General features: G+C 36.6%; 16 protein-coding genes and 2 riboswitches. Of the genes, 2 read left to right on the top strand and 14 right to left on the bottom strand.

The features are described from left to right. Positions 1–159: 159 nt before the first annotated feature. The 3 genes from ytvI to CEQ83_RS02280 form a co-directional block, all read right to left on the bottom strand. Positions 160–1,191 (bottom strand): sporulation integral membrane protein YtvI, encoded by a 1,032-nt coding sequence (gene ytvI / locus CEQ83_RS02290; protein WP_013055188.1) that lies wholly within the window; start codon positions 1,189–1,191, stop codon positions 160–162. 213 nt (positions 1,192–1,404) lie between these two features. Further along, positions 1,405–2,664, bottom strand: coding sequence for a glutamate/proton symporter GltT (locus tag CEQ83_RS02285; RefSeq protein WP_028412682.1), 1,260 nt, complete (start codon positions 2,662–2,664; stop codon positions 1,405–1,407). 105 nt (positions 2,665–2,769) lie between these two features. Further along, a riboswitch (cyclic di-AMP (ydaO/yuaA leader) is annotated at positions 2,770–2,909 on the bottom strand. Positions 2,910–3,182: 273 nt separating this feature from the next. Next, a complete protein-coding gene (locus CEQ83_RS02280; RefSeq protein ID WP_028412683.1) occupies positions 3,183–4,007 on the bottom strand; it encodes an undecaprenyl-diphosphate phosphatase in 825 nt (274 codons plus the stop codon). Positions 4,008–4,465: 458 nt separating this feature from the next. On the opposite strand from CEQ83_RS02280, the gene CEQ83_RS02275 reads away from it, so the two are divergent. Beyond that, a complete protein-coding gene (locus CEQ83_RS02275) occupies positions 4,466–4,756 on the top strand; it encodes a hypothetical protein (protein WP_014461804.1) in 291 nt (96 codons plus the stop codon). Between the two features lie 81 nt (positions 4,757–4,837). Further along, positions 4,838–4,952, top strand: a riboswitch (TPP riboswitch). 112 nt (positions 4,953–5,064) lie between these two features. Continuing rightward, positions 5,065–6,834, top strand: coding sequence for a phosphomethylpyrimidine synthase ThiC (thiC, locus tag CEQ83_RS02270; protein WP_028412684.1), 1,770 nt, complete (start codon positions 5,065–5,067; stop codon positions 6,832–6,834). 167 nt (positions 6,835–7,001) lie between these two features. Here thiC and CEQ83_RS02265 read toward each other — a convergent pair whose 3' ends face one another. The 11 genes from CEQ83_RS02265 to queG form a co-directional block, all read right to left on the bottom strand. Then, a complete protein-coding gene (locus tag CEQ83_RS02265) occupies positions 7,002–7,457 on the bottom strand; it encodes a VanZ family protein (RefSeq protein WP_228123026.1) in 456 nt (151 codons plus the stop codon). 199 nt (positions 7,458–7,656) lie between these two features. Continuing rightward, positions 7,657–8,766 (bottom strand): Ger(x)C family spore germination protein, encoded by a 1,110-nt coding sequence (locus tag CEQ83_RS02260; protein WP_098112435.1) that lies wholly within the window; start codon positions 8,764–8,766, stop codon positions 7,657–7,659. Next, positions 8,756–9,847 carry a GerAB/ArcD/ProY family transporter gene (locus CEQ83_RS02255; protein ID WP_155017001.1) on the bottom strand — a complete coding sequence of 364 codons (1,092 nt, stop codon included), beginning with the start codon at positions 9,845–9,847 and terminating at the stop codon, positions 8,756–8,758. The genes CEQ83_RS02260 and CEQ83_RS02255 overlap by 11 nt, the downstream gene beginning before the upstream one ends. Further along, positions 9,840–11,366, bottom strand: a complete 1,527-nt coding sequence (locus CEQ83_RS02250; RefSeq protein ID WP_098112437.1) for a spore germination protein — start codon at positions 11,364–11,366, stop codon at positions 9,840–9,842. The genes CEQ83_RS02255 and CEQ83_RS02250 overlap by 8 nt, the downstream gene beginning before the upstream one ends. Positions 11,367–11,470: 104 nt before the next feature. Continuing rightward, entirely contained in the window at positions 11,471–12,367 is an 897-nt protein-coding gene (locus tag CEQ83_RS02245; RefSeq protein WP_226313313.1) for a cation diffusion facilitator family transporter, read from the bottom strand. Between the two features lie 143 nt (positions 12,368–12,510). Continuing rightward, on the bottom strand, positions 12,511–13,542 hold the full coding sequence (locus CEQ83_RS02240) for a DUF3231 family protein (RefSeq protein ID WP_028412690.1): 1,032 nt from the start codon (positions 13,540–13,542) through the stop codon (positions 12,511–12,513). 104 nt (positions 13,543–13,646) lie between these two features. Continuing rightward, positions 13,647–14,825, bottom strand: coding sequence for a sporulation protein YhbH (yhbH, locus tag CEQ83_RS02235; protein WP_028412691.1), 1,179 nt, complete (start codon positions 14,823–14,825; stop codon positions 13,647–13,649). Between the two features lie 324 nt (positions 14,826–15,149). Then, on the bottom strand, positions 15,150–17,045 hold the full coding sequence (locus CEQ83_RS02230; protein WP_013055179.1) for a PrkA family serine protein kinase: 1,896 nt from the start codon (positions 17,043–17,045) through the stop codon (positions 15,150–15,152). A 458-nt stretch (positions 17,046–17,503) separates the two neighbouring features. Beyond that, entirely contained in the window at positions 17,504–17,977 is a 474-nt protein-coding gene (trmL, locus tag CEQ83_RS02225) for a tRNA (uridine(34)/cytosine(34)/5-carboxymethylaminomethyluridine(34)-2'-O)-methyltransferase TrmL (RefSeq protein WP_016762878.1), read from the bottom strand. A 64-nt stretch (positions 17,978–18,041) separates the two neighbouring features. Continuing rightward, a complete protein-coding gene (locus tag CEQ83_RS02220) occupies positions 18,042–18,929 on the bottom strand; it encodes an amidase domain-containing protein (RefSeq protein WP_028412692.1) in 888 nt (295 codons plus the stop codon). Positions 18,930–19,001: 72 nt separating this feature from the next. Further along, the gene (gene queG, locus CEQ83_RS02215) at positions 19,002–20,138 is read right to left on the bottom strand and encodes a tRNA epoxyqueuosine(34) reductase QueG (protein ID WP_033580873.1); all 1,137 of its coding nucleotides are present in this window, start codon (positions 20,136–20,138) and stop codon (positions 19,002–19,004) included. Positions 20,139–20,215 lie beyond the last annotated feature (77 nt).

The following is a 20,215-nucleotide window of genomic DNA, read 5'->3' as shown; positions in this document are numbered from 1 at the left end:
AAATTCTCCTCCTCATGTCATTAAATCTAAGACTGCAAAACTATAATTTAGCCGATTGATAGATAAAAACCAACGCGACATAGTTTTTTCCTTTCCCTCTTTACGTATGACGTACTACAAAAGTTTCAATAAAAAAAGCGCTAGTTTTATCCAGCGCTTTTATAGTTTAAAGTTAATTTGAATAATACCTACTTTACGAAGAGCATCGTATAAAATAACTAAAGCCGGTCCTAAAAACAACCCGACAAAACCTAAAAGTTTAAATCCAATGTACAAACTAACTAATGCAGCCAAAGGTGAAATACCCATATTTGTAGAAAATACTTTTGGTTCTACTACACGTCTTACTACCGTAATGACTCCAAATAGAATAAATAAGCCGATTGCTAATGAGTCATGTCCTTGCGTAAGAGCAAAAATCCCCCATGGAACGAGCACCGAGCCTGTCCCAAGGATTGGTAAGATATCGACAATTACAATTAATAAACTAAGCAGCGCGGTATACGGAACATCTAATAGCCAAAGCCCTACATAAGCCATTACAAACGTCATGACACTTAAAATAATTTGTGCCTTAATAAAACCAACCCCCGCTTGGATAAGCTGAGTGATGACAACTTGTAGCTTATATTTCGTTTCTTCTGTTAAAAATGACTTAATTTTATTTTTAATAGCAGGCAGCTCAAGGCTGATAAATACAAGCGCTACTAAATAAATAAGAAACTCTAGTAGAAACCCAGGAACAGTAGCAGCAAAGCTAATGATGATTTCCACGGTACTTTTTAATAGAGAATCTAATGAATTTACGGTTTTTTCAAGCGTGCGCTCGATAGAAGAAATCACTTCTGTAGGAAGAGCGTTTGAATAGTATTTCCACTTGATAATAGTTGGATAAATCGCGGTTTCATAGATTTCTTTTACAAATGAAGGCGCTATCTTTGAAAGAGCAACCACTTGCGTGACGATTGTCCGAACAATAAAAAATCCAATAAGTATGAGCGAAACAACATATAAAATGAAGGTCATAAGCACTGCGTAGACTCTCTTCATTTTAAAAGATTGATGCAATTTTTGAACAATACCCTCAAGCGCTAATGCTGTTAATAAAGCAAACACAATCGGTAAACTGTAAGGGATTAACAAACATACGATTACTATCGAGGCGATGACCCATATTCGCTTTTTCCACATACTCTACTATCCCCCAACTAGCTAAGCTATCTCTATATTTACTGATAAAGAAAGGAACCAGTGACTGCTTTTATGTAAGAATAAAATTTGGATATATTTATACCTGATGTTACATATTATAGGGTCAATTTCCATAATAATAAAGGAATTATTATGAAAAAAGCTACTTATTCTAATTTTTTGAATAGAATAAGTAGCTTTTTAATTTATAAATTAGCCGGCTCTCATGACCTCTGTACCTTTTTTAGGGTCAAATTTGCCTTCAGATTTAGACATTACAATTGCTGCTAGTGTGTTTCCTACTAAGTTAACAACCGTACGTGCCATATCCATGATTCTGTCTACTCCCGCAATGAAGGCTAATCCTTCTGCCGGAACGCCGATTGTTCCAAGAGTAGCCAGTAATACAACAAATGATGTTCCTGGCACCGCAGCCATTCCTTTAGATGTAACCATCAATACCAGAATGAGCGTCAGCTGTTGAACGATCGTTAAATCAATACCATACACCTGCGCTAAGAATAACGCTGCAATCGCTTGATAGAGAACAGAACCATCTAGGTTAAATGTATAACCAATTGGTACAACGAACGATACGATAGCTTTTGGACAGCCCATCTTTTCAAGTTTTTCCATAATTCGCGGAAGAACTGTCTCAGAACTAGATGTACTGTATGCTAACAACAGTTCATCTTTCATATAGCGGAATAAGTGGAAAATGTTAATTCCTGCCCATTTCGCAATTCCTCCTAATACAACAAGTAGGAAGAAAATTAACGCTAAGTAAACTAAGATAACAAGCTTTCCTAATGAAAGGAGTGACTCTAAACCGAATTTCGAAACTGTTACACCAATTAAAGCAAATACTCCAATCGGAGCCACTTTCATTACTAGGTTTACCACGTGAAACATTGCGTGAGAAACGCCGTCAAAGAATTGAACAACAGGCTTTCCTCTTTCTCCAATTGCCGCTACTCCAAGTGCGAACAATACTGTAAAGAAGATAATTGCTAGCATGTCTCCTTCAACAATTGACTGGAAAAAGTTTGTCGGAACAATGTGTAAGAACGTTTCAGCCACTGACTTTCCTTCTTGCTGTTCGGATGTTTCAACGTATTGTGAAATATCACTCTTCTGTGCTGAATGAATGTCTACACCTTGTCCAGGATGAAAAATATTAGCAATCAATACACCGATTACAATTGCGAAAGTTGTAATAATTTCAAAATAGAGAATGGTTTTAACGCCCAGCTTTCCGACCTGTTTACCGCTACCTGCTCCTGCAACTCCAACGACTAAACTTGAGATAACAATTGGAATAACAATCATCTTAATCAATCTTAAGAACAAGTCTCCCAGCGGCTGCAGGTATGTTACTACACGCGGATCGTTAAACCAAATTACTCCTACAAGAACACCGAGGATTAAACCGGTAAAAATCTGCGTAGCCAAACCAAAACGAATTTTTTTCATAGATGTACCTCCCCAAAGATGTATGACATTTGTATATACTTTTCTGAAAAAACAAAAAAGACTATTCTTAAGAAAGAACAGCCTTTTACTTACGCTATTTTGGGCTCTTTCTCTCAATAAAGCAAACGAGGTTAACTGTCGGATTCGGAATTGAGAGTTTCCTACCTTTTGTAAGGATTCACCCCAAGGCAGCTTTACTGCCGATAATGATTCCCCCGCTCTATACGATTAAGCTTATTATTCAATTTTTATAAAATTAAAACGATCTATACGTTGTCATACGTTTTTTACAGTCAATAAAACTAAACAGAAGTCTTACTTTTACTTAACTTTATACTGCACAAATATTAATTTACTATTTTTCGACACGTTTTGTCAATACCCATGTTTATAAAACGCTTTCAAAAGACAATAATATATATTTATGCAAAAAAGCTATTGCAATGTTGCAATAGCTTTTTCTTGCTTTTTAAGTCTTTATCAGAAGTTTAAATGGCTATAAAATACGCTTATTTATTTTATAAAAATACAAAATATAGAATAGCCGCTAAGACAATTCGATAAATGGCAAACGGAACTAATTTAATGCGGTTGATTAATTTTAAGAAAAAGCGAATCGATATAAGCGCAAAAATAAAGGCGCTGATAAAACCAGCAATAAAAAACGGTAGTGCATCTGATGTGAAATACTGCCAGTTTTTAACCAATGAAAGTCCACTTGCTCCTGCCATAATTGGCACTGCCATAATAAATGTAAAATCTGCGGCTGCCTTATGGCTCATTCCAAGAAGAACCCCTCCTGAAATCGTTGAGCCTGAACGAGAAAAACCTGGCCAAAGAGCAATACATTGAAACAGTCCTATACCTAGTGCTTGTCCATAAGACATTTGGTCCACCGTCTCTACACGCGGACGTTTAGGTCCAAACAAATCTGCTAGAATCATTAATACAGCTCCGACCACTAAGCCAATTAGCACCGTATTTAAAGAAAACAAATGTTCATCAATGTAATCATCAAACAAAAGTCCTAACACTCCTGCGGGTAACAAACCAACAATTACCTGCATTAAATTTAAGCGATTTGTCGGTCCAATTGCAGCAGCTGGTTTTTTTCCCAATCCTAATAAATTAATAAAACGATCTTTAAAAATAACAACTACTGCTAAGATCGACCCTAGCTGAATAACAATCTTAAATGTATTAGCTACTGGAGATGAAAATAATTCTTTTGAATTTAACCACAGGTCATCCACAATAATCATATGCCCAGTTGACGAAACAGGAGCAAACTCTGTTAAACCTTCTACAATCCCTAAAATGATTGCTACAATAATTTCCCACATAAAGCTATGTACCTTGCCTTTCTTTCAAATTAATAAGCTTATCGCTTCGTTTTACATGCTCAACTATTTTCCTATTTTGACACTTGCTTTTTTATCATAATTGTTAAAACTATGAAATACAATGTGTATTTGCAAAAAGATAAGAATCTTTAATAATTTGTAATAAAAAGCTTACATGCTACAACCAAAAAACACGATATCAGCTTTTATTTATTTTAAAAAGCAGTCACTATGTTCAGTATAAATTCTGGTTCCTTAGCTAAAAATGAATCATCTAGACTATTTTTCTTTAGTGTGAAAAAATGACTAAATCATTATGTTTTTTCCATCCCCCTTTACTGTCATCTATCATTTTAATCCAATAGGGCTGAATTATACGACATATCCCCTAAGTAATTTGAAACTTTTTTCTCTCTTTTCTCGTATATAGTAGTATCTTTTTTAGGAGGCTTTTTACTATGAATGGAAATGTACGTACAATGAAATGGGTCACTGCTGGGTATGAAGCCTTGCTGGGAATTCCTTTAATTGGCGCGGGGATTGTTATGGGCTTTAGCTATACTCCTCTTTTTATTGGATTTATTCTTCATGCTATCACACTCATTTTAGCTAATAGACGAGGGTTATCTGCTTATGGAAACATACTAGGGCTTGTTACCTCACTGGTTGCTTGGATTCCATTTTTGGGATTTATCATGCATATTATTACAGCTATTGTGATTGCAATCGATGCTGCTAGACAACGCTAATTGTCTAGCTTTTTTTATTTAAGGGTTGATTTTTTACCGAATGATGGTAAACTTAAGCCGTAAATTGAATAATTTGAATGTTATTTCTACTAGGGGTGTCTGATAGCTCAGACTGAGAGAAGAGTGCAATAAAACTCTTTAACCCTTTGAACCTGATTTGGGTTATACCAGCGGAGGGAAGTAGTCTTGAAAAGAATAGTATAGTTTTATTCTTTTTTTGCCTATTCCATCGGGTTCTGTCTATCACAGAACCCGATTTTTTATGGTTCGGTATAGCTACACTTTATGCGAAACCGGAGGAATATGTAATGTCAAAACAAAATGTATCAGTTTCTATGAAAAAGCCTTTTCCAAACAGTCACAAAGTATATGTCCAAGGATCCAGACAAGACCTTAAAGTACCTATGCGTGAAATTCATCAGTCTCCTACTACAGGGTCTTTTGGTGAAGAAGAAAATAGTCCCGTACGTGTATACGACACGAGCGGTGTTTATACAGATCCCTCTTATGAAATTAATTTACAAAAAGGATTACCGGCTCTGCGCGAAAAGTGGATTGCAGAACGAAACGATGTAGAAACATATCAAGGCCGTACGGTTCAGCCACAGGATAACGGTTATTATGACGGTGATCCAAGAGATCAGTACGAGCGCTTTATCACTAAACGTTTACCTTTGCGCGCGAAAAAAAATCAAAATGTAACGCAAATGCACTATGCGAAAAAAGGAGTCATCACGCCCGAAATGGAATTTATCGCTATTCGTGAACAGATGAATCCTGAAATTGTGCGTGAAGAAGTAGCAAGAGGACGTGCGATTATCCCTAATAATATCAATCACCCTGAGAGCGAACCGATGATTATCGGCCGCAAATTCCATGTGAAAATTAATGCTAATATCGGAAATTCAGCTATTCGTTCAGCTATTGAAGATGAAGTAGAAAAAATGACATGGGCAACGCGTTGGGGAGCCGATACAATTATGGATCTATCAACAGGAAAGGATATCCACACAACACGCGAATGGATTATCCGCAACTCGCCTGTTCCTGTAGGGACCGTTCCTATTTACCAAGCGCTTGAAAAAGTAAAAGGCGTAGCAGAAGATCTAACGTGGGAAGCATACCGCGATACATTAATTGAACAAGCAGAACAAGGTGTTGATTACTTTACTATTCACGCAGGTGTTCTTTTACGTTATATTCCTCTGACAGCGAAACGTACGACAGGTATTGTTTCACGCGGAGGATCCATCTTGGCGCAGTGGTGTTTAGCTCATCATGAAGAGAACTTTTTATATACTCGCTTTGAAGAAATCTGTGAAATCTGTAAAGCATACGATATTGCTATTTCGCTTGGCGATGGGCTACGTCCTGGTTCCATTGCAGATGCTAATGATGAGGCACAGTTCGGTGAATTAGAAACGCTTGGTGAATTAACTAAAATTGCTTGGAAACACGATGTTCAAGTTATGATTGAAGGTCCTGGACATGTTCCAATGCATCTCATCAAAGAAAACGTAGATAAACAAATGGAAATATGCCAGGAAGCCCCCTTCTATACTCTTGGACCGCTTACAACCGACATCGCTCCAGGCTATGACCATATTACATCAGGTATTGGTGCTGCAATGATTGGCTGGTTTGGGACAGCTATGCTTTGCTACGTAACGCCAAAAGAACATTTAGGACTCCCGAATAAAGAAGACGTTCGCGAAGGCGTTATCACCTATAAAATTGCTGCGCATGCTGCTGACCTAGCAAAAGGCCATCCAGGAGCACAAAAACGCGATAATGCTCTGTCTAAAGCAAGATTTGAATTTAGATGGAATGATCAATTTAACCTGTCACTAGATCCAGAGCGCGCAAAAGAATATCACGATGAAACACTTCCCGCTGAAGGTGCTAAAACAGCCCATTTCTGTTCAATGTGTGGACCTAAATTCTGTTCGATGCGTATTTCTCAAGATATTCGTAACATGGCTCAAGAAAATGAAAAAGATGTAAACGAAGTAAGAAAAGAAGGAATGAAAGAAAAAGCTAAAGAGTTTGTTAACAGTGGTTCAAATATCTATCAATAATGAAGTAGAACAGCTTAAAAAACAAATTAAGCAGCTTGAAGGAAAGTTATTATTTGTTCAGCAAAATTGTCAGCACATTATCGTTGAATCCTCACATTCTTCCGTAAGACGCTGCATTAAGTGTTTCTATCAACAAGATGCAAAAAGGACTTCGTAAAGAAGTCCTTTCATCTTTTTTTGAAACGTGCTTTCAGCATGTTCTTGATCCAATATAGTATTTTAATAATAACCCAGCCTATAAATGTACCTAGCGTATTCAAAAAGATATCATCAATATCAAATACTCGTTCCGTTAGCTTGTACTGTAAAATTTCAATCAGAAAACTGATTAAGAAACCAGTCGTAAAGACTTGAATAAAACCGTCAAACCACTTCATAAACAACGGAATAAACATTCCAAGCGGCGCAAACATCACGATATTTCCCAGTATATTTGTCAGAGTGAGCATTATATTACCGCTGTCCCACATCAGACGGATTGTACTAAATAAATCCAAGTTCATTGCTTTTCCGTAAACATGTTCGTTTTCCCGTATGAGAGTAGCATAAATGACCACTGCCCCGTACGCAATAAATAGAATGAACATGACTTTTTTAACGATTGACCTGATGCTTACATTCACTTCAACATCACCTTCTTTGACTCCCCAAACCATTTATTATTATCTATATGTATATGTCCACTGCTTTCATTCGTAGTGAATGGATTTACATGCTTTTTTTATCCTATCACATCAATAAATAAATACAATTCCCTTTTTATTATTTTGTAAACTAACATTTTTCCACTTAAAAAAAGCCATGCGTTTCGCATGACTTTTTTTAATTAATAATTCCACGATGGATAATTTCCACTTGTACTTTCGGATTAATCGAGATGTTTTTATAGTCCTGTCTCCATTTAAGCCTTTTCCATATACTCGGATGATAAGCAGCTGCTTCTCTTCCTATTTCCAGAAAATCACAGTTAGCTTTTTGTAGCTTTCCAACTACTTTTTCAGCTTTTTTTTGTAGAATCTTTTCAATTTCTTCCTGCACCTTTTTTGTCAATGCAGGAGATGACATTTCATTTTTGGTAAATTCATTAATGCTTACTTTTACATGTAGCGGTATGGTTACTTTCGCTCCGTACATCGCATCCGGTTTAAGGTGCATTTTTGCTTTAGCGCCTGACACATCATACGATACTACATACTGTTGATCATGTATGGTAATTTTGTGACTCATAATCATATATTTATCTTTTTGATTTCCTAATAAAAGAAGCACCTTGGATTCCTCAGGATTTAATGTAATGCCTGAAAATTTATCTTCATTAAATAAAGCTGTACCGATTACATCAACGGTCTTATTTTCAGTATTTAATTTCACATAAGGGAGTGCTAGTCCTTTTCCTTCATCAAATAAAACGGTACAAAGTGACTGAAGAGTTTCAACAGGCACTAAAGAATTGACTTCAGCCGTATGAACAACTCCGTCTAAATACTCTCCAATTAGCTCTTCTCCTACTTGCTGTAATTCAACTATGGTACTCGGCTTTCCTTCTACAATGACATACTTAGCTGTCAAAGGACTTTCTGATGTGCGATATAAAACGTCGGATAATTCTAATACACCCTCCTTAGCTAATTGATTTTCAAATAAAACAATTCTTTTTTTAGCAGACATAACAATTCCAGAAACCTGCTGGTTAATTTTTGTACGATCGTCTCGAGGTGAATCCCCTGCTACATGATAGGTTTTATTCACTAATGTCCCTTCTTTAGACGTATAGGAACGGATCGCAATAGTAGAAATCACCTTATCTTTCTTTTTTTCATAAGCCACTGTAGACAAAAACATCGTATCTTTTAACAATTTTTGATCCCAGCATCCTGTTAGAAAACTTAAAATTAAACATATGCTCAATACCTTGATAAGTTTATACTTCATTTTTTACTGTTCCTTTTCTTATCCATGATAGAATTAACAAACAAATAGGAATACAGAAAATGAATACGTAAATTAAGTAGTTAGTTGCCTGTGACAAAGCTGCCACAAGATTATCCGTTCTTGAAAAATAAATAGAAAGACCTGTTACGAATATCAATACAATTGGAACAAACGGACGGTGAGTTTTCTTTTTGAATATTTCCTGCATGCCTACACTTGAAATATACACGTACATAATAAGGGACGTAATAACAGAAATAATCCAAAAAGTAATAAAAACCAAATCGATTCGTTCAATCACTGAGTTTTGTGTCGCCTTCAAAATATATAAAACCGGTTCTGGTACAATTAAAATTTCATCTGGGCTAAAAAACATATAACAAGCAATGATAATATACACATATAAAATCGTAACGATACAATTACTAAGCATGACCATTTTCAATGTCATAGTGGATTTTGCCTTTACAAACGGTGCTAAAATCAAAATGGCTTCAAAGCCTAGCATTGAGATACTTCCTTCTTTTGACGCTAGCAAGATATTTTGAATACCGCTGTGCCCAATCGGAAATAGATACCGGACATCAGCCTCTTTATAAGCATTTGACACCAGTAAGACTAAAATGATTAAAAATACAGATACAATTGTAAAAAAACGCCCTATGTTTCGAACATTCTCTTTTGCAAAATATAGGGCAATAACAACTAATAAAAGGACCAAAACATATGCTGGGGTTAAGTGGTACAGCCAGCGCTTTAACACGTTTACATACAAAACAGTAATAACACTTGAAACAATGATGTAATAAAATACATATCCTACATTTAGAAAATTCCCTATCCACTTACCAAGCAGCTTGCTGGTCATTTGATATAAAGTTAGACCTGGCAACCGATGCGTTAGTCCCCAGTGGAACAATGTAATGACTTGAATTATACACCCGCTAATTAACATGGAAATCCAGCCGTCCGTATGCGCCGTCTTAAATAAGTTATAAGGTAACCCTAAAACACCAATACCAATTTGAGTTTGCAAAATGATAAAGAACAGCTGGCTGGCTGAAATACTATTTTTATTCATTTGAATCCCAATTCCTTATCGCTTTTTGACGTTGGCGTTTTTGAGGCTTAGCGTTAGCAGGCCTTTCATTCAAATAGAGCTGATGCATCCTTATAAAAACATCCTTTAAGCCAGAAAATTTAAATGGCGCAAAAGGGATTAAGTAAGGCATCGTAATAGACTCTAAAATAACTAAATGCATAACAATAAGAACTAGTACAAAAACAATACCCAAATAGCCAAAAGCGGCTGCTCCAATCATCATAGGAAAACTTAAAATCCGCAGCGTGGTACTCATTTCGTTTGACGGCACAACAAAGGAAGAAACGGCTGTTAGAGCAATAACAATAATCATCATATTTGAAACTAAACTCGCCTCAACAATGGCCGTGCCGATAACTAATCCCCCAACGACTCCAATTGTTTGAGCAATTGATGAAGGTAGCCTGAGCGACGCCTCTTTTAGTAACTCTAATATTAAAACCATAATAAACGCTTCTACTATCGGAGGAAACGGAACGTTCTCAAGAGAGCCTTTTACGGTAAAAACTAAGTCTAGAGGAATTAACTCGTAATGAAAAGAAATCGTTGCTATATAAATTGCAGGTAAACTCATCGCAACAAAAAAACTAAATACGCGTAAAAGCCGGAAAAATGAGCCATAAAGTGCACGCGTATTATAATCTTCGGGTGATTGATAAAAAGTAAAAAAGTTAACAGGGGCAATCAATGCAGAACTATTACCATTTGTTAAAACTGCCATTCTTCCTTCTAACAAGTTACCCATTACTCGATCCGGCCTTTCTGTATTCAGCAGCTGAGGAAATGGTGACAGAGGTGAATCTTCTAGAGCCTCTTCAATGACACTCCCACTATCCACTCCATCCACTTCAATTTGTTTGATACGATCAATAATCATATTACAAATTTCTATGTTCGCTATATTTTTCAGATATAAAACTGCTACTCGAGTGCGTGAAATACTGCCTACTTCGATGTAGCGTACAATAAGGCTTCCATCTAAAAATTTTTGACGCATCATGTTTAGATTTTTGTCCAAACTCTCAACAAAACTTTCCTGTGAACCTCTAACCACTTTTTCGTTCAGTGCTTGATTAACTTCTCTTGTAGCCGTTTTGGTAGAGTCAATTGCATACACAAACGAATCATTCTCAATTAGTAGAATAGACGCACCTCGGCTCATTAAACTAATCATTTCATCCAAATCTTTTGCAGGAGTAATCGAAGCGGCCTGTATGACTTCTTTTATCTCTCCTTCTTTTTCTATTAATAAAGGTTTGATAACATGATCGTTTAGCTTCATTGAATCCATAAGAGGGACAAAATAGACTAAAAGTGCACTCTCGTGATTAAATTTCAGCTGTCTTTTCCCTATATCGTTTGAATAATCTAACCGTTCTTCAAGTTCTTTTACAATTTCTTCTATGTTTTTACCAGGTTCAATTTCTGCTTTTTCTTCTGCTTCAAGGGAGATAGGACTTTTTTTCCATTTAGATCTTCGTTTGATTAACAGTGCCACTCACCTGCCTCGATGTCTCTTGTTATTATTCATTGTTTCTAAAAAAATGAATAGTATGTAAAAAATGCAAAAAGACGCAGCGGAAATTTTTTCGCTGCGTCTTTTTAATCTGGAAAATACGGATTCAAATGAATCAGTACTTCTTGAATATTATCATGCTTTTTCATAAGTGTAGCTTTGATTTCTCGTCCTAAATCATGACCTTCCTTAATTGTTTTAAAGTGGTCAATTGAAATACGTACATCCACTAATATGTAATGGCCATGTTCTCTTGCTCGGACGCGATCAATCCGCTTCACATCTTCAAATTCATAAATACTTTCTTCAAGTTCTTTCAGTAGCTCTTCATCAATATTGCCTTCCATTAAGATTTGAAAAGACTCTCCCATCATTTGTCTGGCAATGTTAAAAATTAAATAAGCAACAAAGATACTTGCTATTTTATCTCCGTATAACAGCAGTTGAACATCCATTTTATCACCAATAATGGATAATAAAACACCAATTGCCGCTGCAATAGAAGCAACAATATCTGCTTTATGATCAAATGCAATTGCCTCAATTGCCTTACTGTGGTGCTGCTTGGCTACGTTTAAAGAATAACGGTACAATAATACCTTTGCTATGTATGAAATAACAGCAATCCACATGGCTAAAATATTTGGAGATTCAACCGGATGGAATAAACCAACGACTCCTTCAAATACCACATAAAATGATACAAGCAATAAAATAATTCCTACAATTCCTGAGACAATTACTTCTGCTTTTCCATGCCCGTATGGATGATCATCATCTGCTGGCTTATTTGCTACTCGTATAACCAACAAGACAATAATAGAGGCAAATACGTCCGCTGCAGAGTGAATACCATCAGCAAATACGGCATCACTATTTCCAATCCATCCTACTATTACTTTTCCTAGCGTAAGGGCAATATTGCTCCATACGCTAATCCATGCTACTTTTTTCGCAATGGACTCCCTTATACTATTATTCATTTGCACACCTCGACTTACTTCTTGAAAAATCAGCTTTTTTATCTTATCACTGTTCATTCAAGTGGGTCTAGAGCAACCTATTTTCATTTAGCTATATATGTTTCAGCACCGCAAAATTACTGATAATCCACAACATATCTTTCTTATTTCTCTGCCAACTTCTTACGATCAGTTGCCATTGGAGGTTCTTCCATCCACCCTTGCTCAATCATAATTCGAATTCCATCTTTTCCGTACTTCCCTATACGCCCAATTAGCTGAGAAAATTCTACTGCTACATCCGAACGGAAGGCCATAGACAAACCAGCACCGCAGTTATCAATAGCGATCGTCACCGCTGTAGAAGTATGATACATCATCAGCTTATCTGAAAACGGTGAAATCGTTGAGTTGGTTACATATGCATCAAGCAACCTCGGACTTGGTAAATCAGCTTCAGACAGTAATTCGGTGAAGTGCTTGATTTGCTTACTTGCAAGCTTGACTCCATCAAAAAAATAAGAGCGTAATTTTTGTGTGGTAGCTACTTGACTAAAGGCCAGCATCAGCGTTTTACCTAATACATTTGTATTAACAATTTCTTGAATAGCGGTAACCTCTAAAGAAGTTAAAGGATGCATTTGAGAGAAAAATGGTGATATAAATGTTTTTTCGTCCACAAAATTCACTTTTACAGGATAAGGAATAACCGGAGGTCTCATCAGCATGCTTTTTCTTAAAATAACGTGGTTAGAATTCTCTAAAAGAATGTCGCTTTCTTTTACACATCGAGATAGGTGGTCATAAATATCTTGCCTTCTCACTGCGCTTAGCGCTCTGGCATATTTCTTCATACCTCCAATGGCCATTTCGTTTACATAAATAGCCATAAAAATATCATCGAATAAAGCAGGAACTCCTTTGTTCACATCTTGTTCCCCAAACCCTACTGGAATTGGAATTTTTTCTGAACTGAATAATTCCGTCAATTCGTCTACATGAGTTTGTGAAAACTGATGTGCTTTTTTTAAAAGTTCCTTAATCTCTGGATCTTTTACAACAGATAGAAAATATCCAAGAACGCATACATACAGCGTATCGCCTAAATATTGCGCCCATAAGTAACCTAACTCGGCTGCATTCAACCGCTGATTTTGTTGATGTTTTTGCATTTCACTCTTTATATTTTCGTTCATTCACTTATTCTCCTTTTGGATAAAGTCGTACTTTTACTATCTCCAAAGAAGCGCTGAATAAACCGCATAAAAAAGACCTAGATAACAAGTCTAGGCCTTTTAGGTTATGCATATTTTTGGTCTTCGGTCTCTTTTCTAAAAAAGCTTTTCATCGCATGAAAAACGTCTGATTTTTGTTTTAAAATAAAGTGTCTAAAGCTTTCGTCTTGAATGTTTTTGTACGCAGACATTAAAGTGGAATGTCGATTGTACTGATTTACTTCCCCATACCCAAACATATTTGACACTTTCATTAATTCATTTACTAACTTTACACACCTTGCGTTATCTGAAGTTAAGTTATCACCATCTGAAAAATGAAACGGGTAAATATTGTAACGGCTCGGATCATACTTTTGGTTAATTAATTCAAGCGCTTTTCGGTAAGCAGATGAGCAGATGGTTCCTCCACTTTCTCCTTTGGAGAAGAAGTCTTCTTCTGACACTACTTTTGCCTCTGTATGATGCGCAATAAATTCAATTTCCACCGTTTCGTATTTCGTACGTAAAAAGCGTGTCATCCAAAAGAAAAAGCTTCGTGCCATATATTTTTCCCATATGCCCATCGAACCGCTCGTATCCATCATAGCTAAAACGACTGCTTTCGATTCTGGCTTTATAACTTCATTCCACGTTTTAAATTTTAAATCCTCCGGATAAATAGGATGAAAAGCAGGCTTTCCTGTCATTGCGTTTCGCTTATAAGCGCTCATCATCGTTCGTTTTTTATCAATATTCCCCATCAAACCTGTACGTCGTATATCATTAAATTCAATGTGTTCCACAACAATTTGATCAGATTCTTTTCGCTGAAGATTAGGCAGTTCTAATTGAGCAAATAAAGCCTCTTGAAGCTCCATGAGGGACACTTCCGCTTCAAAGTAGTCTTCTCCAGCCTGATCACCTGCTCCTTGACCTTTTCCTGCTCCTTTTTGACCATCTCCAGCAGATCCGTCACGTGCTACTACATCCCCAACTTTACTGTCTCCATCACCTTGACCCACATGTTTGTTTTTATCATAATTGTACCGAATTCGATATTCATCCAATGATTTGATCGGGATTTTAACAACTTCTCTTCCATTGGACATCACGATATTTTCTTCTGTAATTAAGTCCGGTAAATTATTTTTAATGGCTTCTTTAATTTTTTCTTGATGTCTTTTTTGATCATCGTGGCCTTTACGATGGAGGGACCAGTCTTCTTTTGAGACAGCAAAACTTTTATCTACTTCTTTTCCCACGCTATTCCCCTCCTTATTTAAAAAACACCTGCACGTTTTTACTCGGCATGCATAAGCTATACCGAAAGTTTCTGACAAATACCTTTAGTTCAAAGGTTGGTTACTCTTATCCTATGCGCAAGAATGGTATACTTGCTAACTAATTCTTTTACTATTAACTATTCATTTTATAGTGTCTAGTGTCATGTATATGTTTATGACTTATCATATGATGGTTAAGTGCAATGCGTACTACACACTAGCCTAATTATGCAGAGTTTATTTTAAGAGATAAGAAAAACATGGCACAGATCGGAAGTGCCATGTTTTCTTGTTAGTACTGAGTTATCGATTTAACAAACTTCCTACATAGCGCAGCAGTTCATTAGCAGATACTGAATTGTACCCATGCTCATCAATCAATCGAGCCACTACTTCATTTACTTTCTTCAGCTGCTGCTCATCTGGTGTTTTAGTGGACGTTGTAATTTTCACTACGTCTTTTAAATCTGCAAACAGTTTTTTCTGAATCGCTTCACGTAAGCGTTCATGAGAATTATAGTCAAATCGTTTTCCTTTACGTGCATAAGCGGAAATACGAATTAAGATTTCTTCGCGGAATGCTTTTTTCGCATTTTCTGAAATACCAATTTGTTCTTCAATTGAACGCATTAATTTATCATCTGGATTTAGCTCTTCTCCTGTTAGCGGATCACGAAGCTTATTTTTGTTGCAGTATGCTTCGACATTATCTAAATAATTATCCATTAATGTTTTAGCAGACTCTTCGTAAGAATAAACGAACGCTTTTTGCACTTCTTTTTTAGCAATTTCATCATATTCTTTACGCGCCAGAGAAATATAATTCAGGTAACGCTCTCGGTCCTCAGCAGAAATAGACGCATGCTGTGCTAATCCTTCCTTCAATGAACGCAGTACATCTAATGCATTGATTGATTTAATATCTTTTCGAATGATGGTAGATGAAATGCGGTTAATGACATAACGAGGATCAATACCGCTCATTCCTTCATCCGTATATTCTTTTTGTAACTCTTCTACGTCTGCATCATTATAGCCTTCTACAGATTGACCGTCGTATAAGCGCATTTTCTTTAACAAATCGATATCGCCTTTTTTAGGCTCTTTTAATCTTGTTAACGTAGTAAAAATAGACGCAATACGTAGTGTATGAGGGGCAATATGAACATCTGATACGTCACTTTCACGAATCATTTTGTCATAAATTTTTTCCTCATCACTCACTTTTAAGTTATATGGAACAGGCATTACAATAATTCGTGAATGCAAAGCTTCATTTTTCTTATTGGAAATAAACGAGCGATACTCTGTTTCATTTGTATGCGCTACGATTAATTCATCTGCACTAATTAAAGCAAATCTTCCTGCTTTAAAGTTTCCTTCTTGGGTTAAAGAGAGTAAATGCCATAAAAATTTCTCGTCACATTTTAACATCTCCTGGAACTCCATCATTCCCCGGTTTGCTTTATTAAGCTCTCCGTCAAAGCGGTAAGCGCGCGGATCTGACTCAGATCCATACTCTGCAATTGTTGAAAAGTCAATGCTTCCTGTTAGGTCAGCAATGTCTTGAGATTTCGGATCAGAAGGACTGAACGTTCCAATTCCAGTTCGTTTGTCCTCTGAGAAGAAAATGCGTTCGATGATGACGTCTTCAATTCTGCCTCCATACTCTTCCTCTAATCGCATTGTATTTAAAGGAGATAAGTTTCCTTCAATTCGGATACCATACTCTTCAAAGAAGTCTTTACGTAAATGATGTGGAATTAAATGCAGCGGATCTTCATGCATTGGGCATCCTTTAATAGCGTAAACAGCTCCTCGATCAGTAAGCGAATAAGCTTCAAGCCCTCTTTTTAACATGGTCACTAGCGTCGATTTACCACCACTTACTGGACCCATTAAAAGTAAAATACGTTTACGAACATCTAAACGCTTTGCAGCTGGGTGAAAATATTCTTCCACCAAGCGTTCTAGCGAATCTTCAAGTCCAAACATTTGTCCACTGAAAAATTTATAATGTCTTTTACCATTTACCTCTTCAATTCCTGCATCCTTTATCATGTTGTATACTCTAGAGTGTGCAGGCTGAGCAATTAAAGGCTCATCTTTAATCAGCTTTAGGTACTCTTCAAATGTCCCTTCCCACTTAAGACGATTCTCTTCTTCGCGGTATCTTTCAACTTTCTTTAATATATCCATTAAAGGACCTCCCCTACTAGTTATGGTGCTAGTGAACAAGATTAATACAATCTATGCAGCAAAATGTTTGAACATGCTTTTTAAATTGTAAAATTCAGAAATTTGTCCTTGCTAGGCATTCACAGTGAAGTATTTATTAGCTATAATAAAAGAGTAAGAAGGAACGGTTAAATTTTATTAGAGAACTTACGTCTCTAGAAGAGTTATTTTGTCATTATTATCATCATGAGATATGGGAAGTCGGTTTTAACTGCAGTAGCTGTATAATCCTTTTAATTAGATTGAGGAGGAAAATCAATGCGCTTACTTTTAGTATTAGGAGTAACAATTGCTTTTTTAGCATCCATCTTCAGAGCGGGATACAATGATAAACCGGGCGTTAAAAAATAACCACTACATATCATCGTCGACATAAATAAAAAAGCGAGGTTCAAATTTTATTGAACCTCGCTTTTTATTTAAGATAAACCAGCGTAATTTTGTTGACGCAGCGCTTCATAGATTAAAATAGCTGCTGTATTAGATAAATTTAAAGAACGAACATTTTCTGTCATCGGTAAACGAAGACATCTTTCCATGTTCTCTTCAATAATGTGCTTTGGCAGACCCTTTGTTTCTCTCCCAAATACGAAGAAATGATCCTGCTCTAAGTCACTATAATCAAATGTTGTATGTGGCTGTTGACCAAATTTTGTGATGAAGTAAAAGCCTGCTTCAGGATACTTTTCAAATACTTCTTCTAATGAATCATGATACACCACATTTACAAATTCCCAGTAATCCAATCCAGCTCGCTTTAACATTTTATCATCTGTTGAAAAGCCTAACGGCCGAACTAAATGCAGCGTCGTATTTGTTGCTGCACATGTTCGCGCAATATTTCCTGTATTTGCTGGAATTTCTGGTTGAAATAACACTACGTGTACTCCCACAAATTTTCACCTCTGCTAACAAATCTATTCATCATTATACCACTAACTTGCTAAAACGAAAGACTTACCGATCAACGATATGGAAAAAATCATACTTAATCTTTGGCGTGTAAGCCGTTGAATCTTCATAAGCCCAATATCTCATTCGACTATTATACGTGTTCGCATTCACAAGAGGCATACCGTGACCGTCTTTTGCTACAACAATCGTCGTATGATTCCATCTTCCATCTCCTTCAAAATCGTAGCAGATAACGTCTCCCGGGACAAGTTCGCTTGCTGAAGATTTCCTCACAGCCCGAAGTCCTGATTTGGAGTTACTTAAATAGCTGTGCATGGAATGAGCAACGGCCCAGCTATAGCTCCAGGCGTTCCCTCTCATCCACCATCCGTTTGCTTTTTTAGGATACCCCCGCATCGGCGCCTTTCCTGCATGCAAACACTGTGAGATATAGTTGGTGCAGTTTACCTCAAACTGCTTATAACTTTCATTAGGTTTATCCCAATGTTTTTCTGCATACTGAACAGCTGCAAGACGATCATAATAAGAGGCTCTTTCTTCGTCTTCCTCTACTTCTTCTACATCCATTTCAACCTCATCTTCAGAAAAATCCTTTACCAGCAGCTCATCTTGAATAAGTGTATCTTTATAAAAAAGAGCTAAACGATCTTCAATTTCTTCTTCTATATAGAAAAAATCGTTTTGTTTTAAAAATGCCTGAATGTGCACCTTATATAATACTCTTGTTTCTTCCTGATCCGTATGAGCAGATTGAATAGAACCTTTCATATTACATTTTAAAACATCAACTTCTCTTTTTTTTACAAGAGACCGCTTTAGCTCACACTGCTGTTCAATGAAAGGCTTAAAGTCTTCATGAAGCTCACCTTTTACATAGCTGTCCGCACGCGCTTTAATTAAAGTATATAATACATTCCTTTTTGTTAGCATAATGTCACCACTTTTCTAAGCGTTTATTATACGCTATGACTCATTAGCTAACTTTATCAATAAAAATACGGTTTAGATCTCTTGAAGCATCTCTATACCTTTTGACATTTCTTCAATTACTTCTTGATCCTTTTCTTTTTCTCTTAAGTTCATAAGTGTATCTAATGCTTCTTTATCACCAATTTTGCCTAACGCCCATGCCGCCGTTCCTCTAATGACAGGGCGAACGTCATTTTTAATTAACTCAATTAAATCTGGAACAGCGGTTTGGTCTTTAAAATGGGCAAGTGCAATAATGGCATTACGCTGAATTGGCTTTTTCCCTCTCCATGACCCTGAAACATGTCCAAATTTCTCTTTGAACTCACGATTACTCATCGTTAAAAGCGGTTTTAATTTAGGCTTCGCAAGTTCTGGGTCAGGCTCCATCTCAGGGTGAAAATGAAAGTCTTTGCCTTTATTTTCAGGACACACAGTTTGACATGTATCACAGCCATATAAACGATTGCCTAATTTACTTCGAAATTCTTCAGCTAAAAATCCTTTTGTTTGGGTTAAAAAGGCAATACATCGCTGCGAATTCAGCTGACCGCCTGTTACAAGCGCACCGGTAGGGCACACATCCACGCACTTATTACAAGTACCACAGCCGTCTTCTATCGGTTTATCAGGAGGAAACGGGATATCTGTAATCATTTCCCCTAAATACACGTAGGAACCGAATTCAGGTGTGATAATGGCACAGTTCTTACCGCTCCAGCCAATACCAGCTCTTTCTGCTACAGCTCGGTCCGACAGCTCGCCTGTATCTACCATCGATTGAAGGATAGCTGCAGGTACTTTTTCTTTTATGAAAGCTTCAAGCTTTTGAAGCCTATCACGTAAAACCGTATGATAATCTTGTCCCCAAGAAGCACGGCAAAAGATCCCTCGGCGATCTTCCTTTGTGCTCTTTGGTGCATCCTTTAATTTAGAAGGATACGCAAGTGCAATTGAAATAATGGATCTAGCTTTTGGAACAACTAATGTGGGATCTACTCTTTTTTCAATATCAGGTTCCTCAAAGCCTGAAGCATAACCTAACTCTTGCTGTGCTAACAATCGATTCTTTAACTCATCAAACATAGAAGCACTCGCAAATCCAATCTTATCGATTCCAATCTCTTTGCTGTATGAAATAATTTCTTCCTTCAACTGATACGCATTCATAGTGAGTAATAGCCTCCTTTCTAAGAAATTCTATATATTCATGCATTGAACTGTTTTCTCACTCAATGAAATGATAG

It is taken from the genome of Priestia megaterium, from assembly GCF_009497655.1.
Classification (GTDB): domain Bacteria; phylum Bacillota; class Bacilli; order Bacillales; family Bacillaceae_H; genus Priestia; species Priestia zanthoxyli.
The sequence above is the reverse complement of the archived record's forward strand: the minus strand, read 5'-3'. Positions and strand labels throughout refer to the sequence as shown.